At 76.2% G+C, this 10772-nt stretch carries 12 protein-coding genes; 7 read left to right on the top strand and 5 right to left on the bottom strand.

The window, feature by feature from the left end; translation table 11 throughout:
* A partial coding sequence (locus ABZ885_RS28190) for a hypothetical protein (RefSeq protein WP_360194364.1) occupies positions 1–1297 on the bottom strand: 1297 nt, incomplete at its 3' end.
* 350 nt (positions 1298–1647) lie between these two features.
* Here ABZ885_RS28190 and ABZ885_RS28185 point away from each other — a divergent pair.
* From ABZ885_RS28185 to pth, 4 genes are all read left to right on the top strand, one after another.
* Positions 1648–2115: a hypothetical protein gene (locus ABZ885_RS28185; RefSeq protein ID WP_360194361.1), complete on the top strand. Its 468-nt coding sequence runs from the start codon at positions 1648–1650 to the stop codon at positions 2113–2115.
* Between the two features lie 131 nt (positions 2116–2246).
* Positions 2247–2912, top strand: coding sequence for a DUF3105 domain-containing protein (locus ABZ885_RS28180; RefSeq protein ID WP_360194358.1), 666 nt, complete (start codon positions 2247–2249; stop codon positions 2910–2912).
* Positions 2909–3607: a DUF305 domain-containing protein gene (locus ABZ885_RS28175; protein ID WP_360194355.1), complete on the top strand. Its 699-nt coding sequence runs from the start codon at positions 2909–2911 to the stop codon at positions 3605–3607. Before ABZ885_RS28180 ends, ABZ885_RS28175 begins: the two co-directional genes overlap by 4 nt.
* 93 nt (positions 3608–3700) lie before the next feature.
* Positions 3701–4339: an aminoacyl-tRNA hydrolase gene (pth, locus tag ABZ885_RS28170; protein ID WP_360194352.1), complete on the top strand. Its 639-nt coding sequence runs from the start codon at positions 3701–3703 to the stop codon at positions 4337–4339.
* Here the strand turns inward: pth and ABZ885_RS28165 are convergent.
* The gene (locus tag ABZ885_RS28165; protein WP_360194349.1) at positions 4336–5790 is read right to left on the bottom strand and encodes an MFS transporter; all 1455 of its coding nucleotides are present in this window, start codon (positions 5788–5790) and stop codon (positions 4336–4338) included. The two genes, pth and ABZ885_RS28165, sit on opposite strands and share 4 nt — an antisense overlap.
* A gap of 148 nt (positions 5791–5938) precedes the next feature.
* Here ABZ885_RS28165 and ABZ885_RS28160 point away from each other — a divergent pair, with 148 nt between their 5' ends.
* Both ABZ885_RS28160 and ABZ885_RS28155 read left to right on the top strand, forming a co-directional pair.
* Positions 5939–6511, top strand: coding sequence for a MarR family transcriptional regulator (locus tag ABZ885_RS28160; RefSeq protein WP_360194346.1), 573 nt, complete (start codon positions 5939–5941; stop codon positions 6509–6511).
* Positions 6512–6552: 41 nt separating this feature from the next.
* Positions 6553–7104 (top strand): GNAT family N-acetyltransferase, encoded by a 552-nt coding sequence (locus tag ABZ885_RS28155; RefSeq protein WP_360194343.1) that lies wholly within the window; start codon positions 6553–6555, stop codon positions 7102–7104.
* 105 nt (positions 7105–7209) lie between these two features.
* Here the strand turns inward: ABZ885_RS28155 and ABZ885_RS28150 are convergent, their stop codons facing one another.
* Complete coding sequence (locus ABZ885_RS28150; protein WP_360194340.1) at positions 7210–7719, bottom strand: methylated-DNA--[protein]-cysteine S-methyltransferase; 510 nt, start codon at positions 7717–7719, stop codon at positions 7210–7212.
* The gene (locus ABZ885_RS28145; RefSeq protein ID WP_360194337.1) at positions 7716–9350 is read right to left on the bottom strand and encodes an AlkA N-terminal domain-containing protein; all 1635 of its coding nucleotides are present in this window, start codon (positions 9348–9350) and stop codon (positions 7716–7718) included. The genes ABZ885_RS28150 and ABZ885_RS28145 overlap by 4 nt, the downstream gene beginning before the upstream one ends.
* 213 nt (positions 9351–9563) lie before the next feature.
* Here ABZ885_RS28145 and ABZ885_RS28140 point away from each other — a divergent pair, with 213 nt between their 5' ends.
* Complete coding sequence (locus ABZ885_RS28140) at positions 9564–10019, top strand: ASCH domain-containing protein (protein WP_360194334.1); 456 nt, start codon at positions 9564–9566, stop codon at positions 10017–10019.
* 147 nt (positions 10020–10166) lie between these two features.
* On the opposite strand, the gene rsgA is transcribed toward ABZ885_RS28140, so the two are convergent.
* On the bottom strand, positions 10167–10772 hold a 606-nt coding region (rsgA, locus tag ABZ885_RS28135; RefSeq protein ID WP_360194332.1), incomplete at its 5' end, for a ribosome small subunit-dependent GTPase A.

The following is a 10772-nucleotide window of genomic DNA, read 5'->3' as shown; positions in this document are numbered from 1 at the left end:
GGGGGGGGGGCGCGGGGGGGCCGGGCCGGCCCACCGCGTCCGCGCCCTCCGGCTCGGGCGCGAGGGCGCGCAGCGGGGCGGCCGCGCTGGTGGCAAGCCGCTGCAGGCCGTAGCGGAGGCGGTCGCGCGCGCCGGCGCGGAGGTCGGCGGCGAGGCCGGCCCGGCTGCGGCCGATCGCGGCGGCGAGTTGGCGGCAGGCCTCGGCACCGGCGGTGGCGACGGCCTCGGCGGCGACCGGCTCGGCCGCGGCGGTCCGGTCGAAGCCGCCGAGCGCGGCGAGCAGCAGGCCGTCGGATCCTTCGCCGAACCGGGTCACCAGCAGCGTGTCGCGGCGGGGCTCGCCGCGGTAGCGGGCGGAGTCGCCGCGGACGGAGACGGCGCGCAGGATGGCGGAGGCGTACTGGGCCCCCTCCAGGACGGTGTCCGGCACGACGGCACCCAGGGCGCCCGGGTCCGCCTCGGGCACCGCGGTCGGCTCGGGCCCGTACGTGGGCGGGCGCACGCCGACGTGCGGCACGGCGGGCGCCTCGTCGGCGAGCACCGACCGCGCGCCCGGCCGCACCGCGGGGGCGGCGGGCTCGGGGTCTGCCTCCAGGGCTTCCGGGGCGGGGACGAGCCCAGCGGCGGGCACCGGCTCGGCAGCCGCTTCCGGTTCGGGCTCGGGCTCGGGCTCAGGCGCGGGCGACGGTGTCTTCCGGAGCACGGGCGCCGCCTCGGGTGCCGGCTCCGGCCGCACCTCACGTTCCGCTTCCGGCTGCGGCCCCGGCTGCGGTACCGTCGCCGCCTCCGGCTGTTCCTCCGGCGCCTCGGCCGCCCAGGCCGGGGCCGGGAACCGGTGGGTCTCGTCCGCGGAGCGCTGCTGCCCGATGACGCCGACCGCCGTGTCGAACCAGTCGTCGATGCTGTCCCGTTCCAGCACCGCGTCCCCGCCCGCGGCCGCCGCTCCCGCTCCCGCCGCCGGCTCCGGGCCGGGTCCGAGCTCGGGTTCGAGGCACGGCTCGGGCTCCGGCCGGGGCTCCGGCTGGGGCTCGGGCCCCGGCTCCGCCGCCTCCACCGCCGTCCCGGCCGCCACCGGGTCCGGCACCGGCACCGGGTCCGGCTCCGGCTCCGCGCCCGCCTCGTCCGTCCGCTGCCGCCCGATCATCCCGGCCGCCGTCTCGAACCAGTCGTCGACGCTCCCGCCCCCGGGCGCCGCGTCCGGGGTGTCGGGAAGGGTGCCCGCCGGTCCTGCGTAGACCGTGTCCCACCAGCCGTCCTCCGGCCGGTGCTGCTGGGCGGGTGCACCCTGTGTGCTCATCTGGCGGCTCCTGGTCGCTCCGTGTGCGCGCCGCCCCCGGCGGGGCCGGGCTCGACGTCATTGTCTCCAAGGAGCAACGACGGTGTCCGGGTTTCGGCGACAAACCGTGAACTGATCGGATGATCCCGATCACCGGCTTTGCCCGGTGTTCCGGTTCCGTTCCGTCCGTGCTTGCCGGAACTGCCCCGAGCAGGGCGTTTACGGGGTGTTCGGTCCCTTCCGGCGCCGAAAATGGGGGCCGAGGAGGGGCATCGCTTCACTCGTTCGGCTGATTAAATGTGCGCATGACCGCGTCGGCCCCCCTATCGCCCCGACCGGGGAGGGCCGTACCCGCGGGCCGCCCGGCCGGTGTGCTGTGGGTCCTGCTGCTGGTCGGACTGCTGACGGCGCTCCCGTGCGCGGGCCAGGCCCAGGCGGTCTCGGCCGAGCGGTCCGCCGCGCCCGCGGCCACCCCGGCCACCCCCCTCGCCGGGCCGTCCGCCGCCGCGGTGACCGCAGGCGGGGTCCCGGCCGCGGCCGGGACGGCGAAGACGCCCGGTCCGCCGGCCGCCGCCCGCCCGGCCCGCCACCTGGACGAGCCGCGGCACCGGACGTGGTGCTCGGTCGACGGCGAGCCGCCGCACCGCGACAACGGCTGCTCCGGCCACCCGTCCTGTGGCCAGGACGCCCAGCTGCCGAACCCGCCGCCGCAGCCCCAGCCGGCCGTGACCCCCCGCCCGGAAACTCCCGAGGCCCCGCCCCGGGTGGTGCCGCGCGGGCTGCTGGACGGTCCGCACCCGGCACCCGATCTGCACGAGCTCCAAGTCCACCGGTCCTGAGCGGAACCCGCCGCCGGTCCGACCTCCCCGCCCGCCCGGACGGACGGCGGGAGGGCACGGCCGACGGATCCGCCCCTCCACCCCCTCTTCAGACCGCCGCGCCCACCGCGCGGCGGGGACAAGGACACCACATGGGTTCCGCCTCCAAGCAGTCCAACAAGTCCGGCGGCAGGCAGGGCACGCCCGACCGCCGTGCCCGGATCGCCGAGCTCCGCGCCGCCGAGCAGCGCCGCGACCGCCGCAACAAGATCTTCGCCGGGGTGGCGGTCGGCGTCCTGGTGATCGCCGCGATCGCCACCAGCACCTGGATCGTGGTCGACGCCAACAAGGACAAGAAGGCCAAGGAGGTCGCCGCCAGCGCGCCGATCGACGGCGTGCAGACCTTCGGCGACCTCAGCCGCAACCACGTCAAGGAGAAGGTCAACTACCCGATGATCCCGCCGGTCGGCGGCGACCACAACGCGATCTGGCTGGACTGCATGGGCCACGTCTACGACCAGCCGGTCGAGAACGAGCGCGCCGTCCACTCGCTGGAGCACGGCGCGGTCTGGGTGACCTACAACGGCAAGGCCACCCCGGACGACATCAAGGCCCTCTCCGACAAGGTGAAGGCCACCCCGTACTCGCTGATGAGCCCGTACCCGGACGAGAAGGGCACCATCACGCTCAGCGCGTGGAGCACCCAGCTGGTCGTGGACAGCGCCAACGACCCGCGGGTGAACGAGTTCTTCACCAAGTACGTGCAGGGCAAGCAGACCCAGGAGCCCGGCGCCTCCTGCACCATGGGGCAGATGTGACCCCCGACGGGGTGACACCCGGCGAGGACGGCGACGCGCCGCGGGCGGCCTCCCGCCGGCGGCTGTGGTGGCCGGCCGCGCTGGCCGCCGCGCTCGCCCTCGCGCTCGGGGTACCCGCCCTGGTGGCGAGCGGGACGTCCGCCTCGGGTTCCTCCTCCGCACTCACCGCGCCGGCGGACGACTCGCCCGAGGCCGGGTTCGCCCGCGACATGGCGACCCACCACCAGCAGGCCGTCGACCTCTCGTTCATCGTCCGGGACCGGACGGCCGACGAGCCGGTCCGCACCCTCGCCTTCGACATCATCAACACCCAGGCCAACCAGCGCGGGATGATGATGGGCTGGCTCGACCAGTGGGGACTGCCGCAGCACTCGCCGGCCAAGCCGATGGTGTGGATGAGGATGAATCACACCTACGAGGCGCACGACGGCTCGCTGATGCCCGGCATGGCCACCAACGCCCAGCTCGCCAAGCTGCGTTCGCTCGGCGGGCGCGAGGCCGAGGTGTACTACCTGCAGCTGATGCTGGAGCACCACAAGGGCGGGGTGGAGATGGCCCAGGGCTACGTCGACCTGGCGAAGAACGAGACCGAGAAGCGGCTCGCCCAGTCGATGGTGGTCGGGCAGACCTCGGAGATCCAGCTGATCACCGACATGCTCAAGGAGCGCGGCGCCGCCCCCGGCGTCCCCGCCTGACGCACGGACCCCGCCCCGGCCGGGGTGCGACCGGACGGCCTCACCGTCCGGCCGCACCCCGGCCGGCCGCACTTCTCCAGGAGGCACCGACCGATGACCGCCGCACCGACCCCGACCGGGCGGACGAGGCCCGGGCCCGTGCCGCCCGGCAGCACCTGGGTGGTGGCCGGCCTGGGCAATCCCGGCCCCTGGTTCCGGCGCACCCGGCACAACGCCGGCTTCCTGGTGGTCGACCGGCTGGCCCGGCGGCACGACGCGCGCTTCCGGCTGCGCGGCCTCGGCGCCACGGTCGCCGAGATCGAGGTCGACGGACGGCGGGTGGTGCTGGCGAAGCCGCAGTGGTTCATCAACCTGTCCGGCCGCCCGGTCGCCGGCCTGCTGCGCCGGTACGGCGTCCCGGCCGACCGGCTGCTCGTGGTCCAGGACGACCTGGACTTCCCGTTCGGCGCCGGCCGGCTGAAGCGCGGCGGCGGGCCGGGCGGCCACAACGGCCCCCGCTCGGTGACCAAGGCGCTCGGCACGCGCGACTACGTCCGGCTCCGCTTCGGCATCGGGCGTCCGCCGAAGGGGCAGACGATCGGGAACTTCGTCCTCCAGGAGTTCTCCGCCGCCGAGCAGGCCGAACTCCCGGTGCTGCTGGACCGCTGCGCGACGGCCGTCGAGACGCTGGTGGTCCGGGGGCTGAACCGGGCGCAGGACACCCTGCACACGGCCGACGTCCAGACCGGCTAGGCCACGCCCGGCGCTTCCCGGCGGGCCCGGCCGCCGGCCGGGCGGCTCAGCGCCACGGCCAGCACGGCGACGGCGGCGAGCGCGCACAGCACCGCCCGGCCGCCGGCCGCCGGGCCCGCCAGGTGGACGCCGAGGACGGGCAGCGCGGTGCCGAGGGCCGTGCCGAGACTGCGGGCCATGTTCACCATGCCGCCGCCGACCGCCGAGCACTCCGCCGGGATCGCCCGCATCACCAGCGCGTTGTTGGCGGGCAGCAGCAGTCCCAGCCCCCAGCCGGTGAGCACCAGGGGGACGGCCGGCAGCAGCAGGCCCGACGACGGCGCGCCCGCCGGCAGCACCGCGAACAGCAGCAGCCCGGCGCCCGCGAGGGCCGCACCGGCGCGGCAGCGGGCGACGTCCGACCAGCCCCGCGGCAGCAGGCCGCCACCGGCCGTCGCGGCGAGCGCGAACGCGGCCGGGAGCAGCGTGATCAGCAGCCCGGCCCGGGCGACCGGGACACCGGCCGCGGCGAACAGCACCGGGCCCAGCACCAGCGGGCAGAACAGCAGCAGGTAGCCGCTCAGCGAGACCACCAGCCCCGGCCGCACACCGGGGGTGTTGACCAGCCCGGGGGCCAGGATCGGCCGGCTCGCCCGCCGTTCCCGGCGGACCAGGCCGAGCGAGAGGACCAGCGAGGCCGCCGGCAGCGCGGCCACCGCCCAGCCCGGCAGCGGCAGGCCGGACGCGGTGGAGAGGGCGAGCAGCAGCGCGGTGGTCGCGCCGGTGAGCAGCAGCAGGCCGGGCAGGTCGAAGCGGCCCTCCTCCTTGCGGGCCGGCGGAGCCCCGGTGCGGGTGCAGGGCAGCAGGAACCAGCCGGCCAGGATGCCCAGGACACCGATCGGCACGTTGATCCAGAACACCCAGCGCCAGGAGGCGTGCTCCACCAGCAGCCCGCCGAGGCTGGGGCCGAGCGCCAGGCCGAGCCCCTGGGCGGCGGCCTGGATGCCCAGCGCCCGCCGCATCGCGTGTCCGGGGACGCCGCGGGCGACCAGGGCTACGCTGTTGGCCTGCATCATCGCGCCGCCGACCGCCTGGACGGCCCGGCAGGCCACCAGGACCCCGAGGCTGCCGGCCAAGCCGGCGCCGAGCGAGGCCAGCGCGAAGACGGCGAAGCCGCCGATGTACATGGTCTTGCGGCCGACCAGGTCGGAGAGCCGGCCGACCGGCGCCAGCAGGGCGACCAGCACCAGCAGGTAGGCCAGTGCGACCCACTCGACGGCGGCGAAGCCCGCCCCGAAGTGCCGGCCGAGCGCGGGGAAGACGAGGGCGGTGACGCTGGCGGTCAGCTGCCCGAGGAACGCCCCGAGGCAGACGGTGCCGACGGCCAGCCAGTGGGCGTGCCGCCACCCGGCGATGCCGCGCGGCCGGGGTCGCTCGGTGAGCAGCCGGGCGGCGAGGGCGGGCGTGTTCATAGGGCGAAATATATCTGATGCAGATATGTTCGCTGTGCGATCTTGTCGGTGTGCGACCGGAGCGGGTGGGCGGCCCGGGACGGGTGGGCGGCCCCGGCCGCCGGAGCGGGCCCCGGGACGGCCGCCACCAGGCGATACGCTGTCGGCCATGTCGCCGACACCGCCCGTTCCCGACCCCGCCGCCGAACCCCCGCGCGCGGCCGCGGAGCGTCCGGGCCCTGCGCCGGCCGGCCCCGCACCGGCCGACCCCGCGCCCGCCGACCTCGCGCCGCCGGCGATCGAGCGCGCCCGGCGGCTGACCGACGTGGTCACCCGGCTGCGCCGCGCCCTGCGCAGCAGCATCCGCACCGACTACCCCTGGGAGTCCCTGCCGATGGCGCAGGTCGAACTCCTCCAGACGCTCGCCGCCGCCCCGCTCCGGGTCGGCGAGCTGGCCGCCCGCCAGCGGCTCGCCCCCAACACCGTCAGCGGCCTGATCGGCAAGCTCCTGGAGGCCGGCTTCGTCGACCGCCAGGCCGACCCCGGCGACCGCCGCACCGCCCGCATCGCCCTCACCCCGGCCGGCCGGCGCCAGCTGGACGACTGGCAGCAGGCCCACGAACGCCGCATCGCGACGGCGCTCGACACCCTCTCCGCCACCGACCGCGAGGCCGTCATGCAGGCGCTCCCCGCCCTCGACCGGCTCGCCCGCGCACTGGCCGAGCCGCCCGCCCCCGAATAACCCGGTGCCGACGGGTCCGCGCCGGCGCTAGCGTTCCCGGCATGGACGCCGCTCGAATCCGCCTCGAACCCTGGACCGACGCCGACCTCGCGCTACTGCGCCGGGTCAACACGCCGGAGATGAAGAAGCACGTCGGCGGCCCGGAGACCGAGGAGCAGCTCCTCGTCCGCCACGGCCGCTACCTGGACTTCGTCCCCTCGGGCCTCGGCTGCATGTTCCGCATCGTGCTGGTCGGCGAGGCCGAACCCGTCGGCACCGTCGGCTACGCCGCCCGCAGCTGGCAGGGCGGGACCGTGTACGAGATGGGCTGGAACGTCCTCCCGCCGCACCAGGGCCGCGGCATCGCCGCCCTCGCCACCCGGGCCGCCGTCGCCGCCGCCCGCAGCGGAGCCCGCCACCGGTACCTGCACGCCTTCCCGTCCGTCGACCACCCCGCCTCCAACGCCGTCTGCCGCAAGGCCGGCTTCACCCTCCTGGGCGAGACCGACTTCGAGTTCCCGCCCGGCCGCCCCATGCGCAGCAACAACTGGCGCGTCGACCTGTCGTACCCCTTCCGCACCGACCCGATGGGTGACGAGCTGACATGCCGGTGATCAGCGGCGGTGGCCGGCGCGTCCTGGCCGATCTCGACCGGCACATGGAGGGCTTCGGCTCGTGATCCCCTGTCGCCGTGGCCGCTGCCACCGACCCGCGCCCGCTCAGAACAGTGCGCCGCTCTCCAGGTCCAGGAGCCAGCGCTTGCGGTCCACGCCGGCGGCGAAGCCGGTGAGGGTGCCGTTGGCACCCATGACACGGTGGCAGGGGCGGACGATGAGGAGGGGGTTGGCGCCGACCGCGCCGCCGACCGCGCGGACGGCGTTCGGGGAGGCGCCCGCGAGGGCGGCGAGCTGTCCGTAGGTGACCGTCTCGCCGTAGGGGATGTCGTCGAGGGCGGCCCAGATCTTCTGCCGGAACTCGGTGCCGACCGGGGCGAGCGGGAGGTCGAAGGCGGTGCGCTCCCCGGCGAAGTACGCGGTGAGCTGGGCGACCGGCTCGGCCAGCGCCTCCGGATCGTGGACCCAGTCGTCGGCCGGCTCGGCGAGCGCGTACTTCTGGCCGGGCGCGGTGACGGTGGCCAGCGCGGCCGGTCCCCCGTCCGGCGGGCGGACACCGCTGAGCAGCAGCCGTCCGAACGGACTTTCCATGTGGGTGAAGACGGTGGTGCTCATGCGTCCTGCTTCTCCGTTCCGGTGTTGCTCTGGTCGGCGCTGCTCTGGTCGGCGCTGTCCTGTTCGGCACTGCTCTGGTCGGCGCCGCCCTGGTCGTTCGCGGGGGCGGCCCACAGCCGGTGGACGGCGTAGGAGCGCCAGGGGGCCCAGGCCTCGGCCGCGCGGGCCGCGGACTTCGGGTCGCCCGGGGCGCCGAGCCGGGTGAGGCCGTGGCGGATGCCGACGTCGCTCGGGAGGAAGACGTCCGGGTCGGCGAGCGCCCGCATCCTCAGGTAGCCGACGGTCCACGGGCCGATCCCGGGCAGGGCGAGCAGCCGGGCGGCCGCCTCCTCCCGGTCGACGCCGCCGTCGAGCCGGACGATGCCCTCGGCGAGCGCGGCACACAGGCCGGTGAGCGCCCGGCGACGGGCGGCGGGCATCGCGAAGTCCTCGGGGTCGGCCACCGCCAGGGCGGCAGCCGACGGGAACAGCAGCCGCAGCCCGCCGCTGGGCTCGGGCAGCGCGGCGCCGTACTTCGCGGCGAGCCGCCCGGCCAGGGTGCGGGCGGCGCCGACGGTGACCTGCTGGCCGAGCACCGCGCGGACGGCCAGCTCCTGCGGGTCGACGTGGCCGGGCGAGCGCAGGCCGGGGCGGGCCCGGACCAGCGCGCCGAGCAGCGGGTCGGCGCCGAGCTGCTCGTCCACCGCGTCCGGGTCGGCGTCCAGGTCGAAGAGGATCCGCAGCCGTTGGACGGCGGTCGGCAGGTCGCGCAGGTCGGCGAGGTAGAGCCGGCAGTCCAGCCAGCCGCGGGTGCGCGGGTCCTCCGGCGCGAGCCCGTCGACCTCGGCGATGCCGTGCCCGTACGGGAGGCCGAGGGTGCGGCGGTAGGTGCGGACGCCGGGGCGTGCGCCGGGGACGACCTCCTCCACGCCGGGGACGGCGCGCAGCGCCAGGAAGTCGATCAGGTGGTCGCTGTCGAACGCACCGCGGTAGGCGAGCCGCAGCGTGAGGCCGCCGGCCGGGGTGGCCGTGCGCCGACCGGCGGTGACCTCGGCGCGCAGCCCGCTGGGGGTGCGGTCGTAGACCTCGCGGACGGTGTCGTTGAACTGCCGGACGGAGGCGAAGCCGGCCGCGAAGGCGATCTCGGTGACCGGCAGCTCGGTGGTCTGGAGCAGCAGCCGGGCGGTCTGCGCGCGGCGGGCGCGGGCCAGTGCGATCGGCCCGGCGCCGAGTTCGGCGGTGAGCTGGCGCTGGAGCTGGCGGGAGCTGTAGCCGAGGCGCTGGGCGAGGCCGGCGACGCCCTCGCGGTCGACCACGCCGTCACCGATCAGCCGCATCGCGCGGCCGACCAGGTCGGCGCGGTGGTTCCACTCCGGCGAGCCGGGCACCGAGTCGGGCCGGCAACGGCGGCAGGCGCGGAACCCGGCGCCCTGGGCGGCGGCGGCGCTGGGGTAGAAGGTGCAGTTGGCACGCTTGGGGGTCACGGCGGGGCAGCTCGGTCGGCAGTAGATGCCGGTCGAGGTGACGGCCGTGAAGAACACGCCGTCGAAGCGGGCGTCGCGGCTGTCCACGGCTCGGTACCGGATGTCGTCGTCGATCACGCTGTCCAGTCTGCGGCACCGGCGGCCGGTCGACTGGCGGTTATCGGACATGGGCGTGGAGGGCCGGAACGGCGCCGGCCGGACGGGCACCCGGGGCCGGGTCGAGGCCGGCTGGGCGTCGGGTCGAGCACGGCCGAGCCCGGAATCCGGGGCCGGACGGGGCCGTCCCGGGCCCGCGCCGGGGCCGGAAAACCGCGCGCCGCCGCCCCCACCCGGCGGCTACGCTGACGGCGCCGCCCCGCCCGCCGTCCGTCTGGAGCCCCCATGAGCGAGCAGCCCTACACCGGCCCCGACGACCCCCGGGTCGCCGCCCTCCCGCTGGAGGAGTTCGCCTTCCCCGGACCGTTGCGGGACCAGCTCGTCGCGGCCGTCCTGAGCGGCGCCAAGACCAGCACCACCGGGCTCCTCGCCGACTACGAGCACGCGGGCGACCCGCTGCCGCAGGTGAACGACCACCGGGTGGTGATCGACTCCGACGGCCGGCCGGTCGCGGTGACCGAGACCACGGACGTCCGGGTGGTCCGGCTCGCCGAGGTCGACCTCCGGCACGCCCTGGACGAGGGCGAGGGGTACACGAGCGTGGCCGAGTGGCGCGCCACCCACGAGGGCTTCTGGCACAGCGCGGAGATGCGTGCCGCCCTCGGCGACCCGGACTTCACCGTGGACGACACCACGCCGGTGGTCATGGAGCGCTTCCGCCTGATCGCCGACCTGCGCTGAGCCGTGCCGCGCCCTAAGCCGTTCCGTGCCCTGAGCCGTTCCAGCCCTGAGCCGCGCCCTGAGCCGTTCCGCGCCAGCCGCCAGCCGGACCGGGCGGGTCATCCGGCCCGGCCCGGCCGACGGCCCGCCGTCACGACTCGGGTGAGGTCACCACTTCACGGTCCCTCCCACCGCGCGCATCTCCTTGGTGATGGTCTTCCACTTCTTCACCCGGGCCGAGGCCAGCCGGGCGTCCGAGCGGGAGGCGATCCACTCGCTCTCACGCTGGAGCTTGCGGTAGCTCTCCCACCGGCGCTCCGGGAGCGTGCCGTCGGCCAGGGCGGCCCGGACGGCGCAGCCGGGCTCGGTGTGGTGGTTGCAGTCGTGGAAGCGGCAGTCCGTGGCCAGCTCCTCGATGTCGGCGAAGGCCATCGCCACGCCCTCCCCGCCGTAGAGGCCGACCTCGCGCAGACCGGGGGTGTCGATCAGCACGCCGCCGCCGGGCAGCGGGATCAGCTCGCGGGTGGTCGTGGTGTGGCGGCCCTTCTGGTCGACCGCGCGGGCCTGCTGGACGGCCATGACGTCGGTGCCGGCCAGCACGTTGGTCAGGGTGGACTTGCCGACGCCGGACTGGCCGATCACGGCGGTGGTGCCGGGCGTGCAGGCGCGCAGCACGTCCACCCCCTCGCCGGTCTCGGCGCTGACCACCACCACCGTGACGCCGGGCGCGATGCCCTCGACGTCGGCACGGATGAACTCGGCGTCGTCCACCAG

It is taken from the genome of Kitasatospora sp. NPDC047058, assembly GCF_040643935.1.
Lineage (GTDB): Bacteria > Actinomycetota > Actinomycetes > Streptomycetales > Streptomycetaceae > Kitasatospora.
The sequence above is the reverse complement of the archived record's forward strand: the minus strand, read 5'-3'. Positions and strand labels throughout refer to the sequence as shown.

Coding starts and splice junctions, on each gene's coding strand:
- ABZ885_RS28165 (WP_360194349.1), bottom strand. CDS start 5,790: ATGAACACGCCCGCCCTCGCCGCCCGGCTGCTCACCGAGCGACCCCGG.
- ABZ885_RS28180 (WP_360194358.1), top strand. CDS start 2,247: ATGGGTTCCGCCTCCAAGCAGTCCAACAAGTCCGGCGGCAGGCAGGGC.
- ABZ885_RS28160 (WP_360194346.1), top strand. CDS start 5,939: ATGTCGCCGACACCGCCCGTTCCCGACCCCGCCGCCGAACCCCCGCGC.
- ABZ885_RS28145 (WP_360194337.1), bottom strand. CDS start 9,350: ATGTCCGATAACCGCCAGTCGACCGGCCGCCGGTGCCGCAGACTGGAC.
- ABZ885_RS28140 (WP_360194334.1), top strand. CDS start 9,564: ATGAGCGAGCAGCCCTACACCGGCCCCGACGACCCCCGGGTCGCCGCC.
- pth (WP_360194352.1), top strand. CDS start 3,701: ATGACCGCCGCACCGACCCCGACCGGGCGGACGAGGCCCGGGCCCGTG.
- ABZ885_RS28150 (WP_360194340.1), bottom strand. CDS start 7,719: ATGAGCACCACCGTCTTCACCCACATGGAAAGTCCGTTCGGACGGCTG.
- ABZ885_RS28155 (WP_360194343.1), top strand. CDS start 6,553: ATGGACGCCGCTCGAATCCGCCTCGAACCCTGGACCGACGCCGACCTC.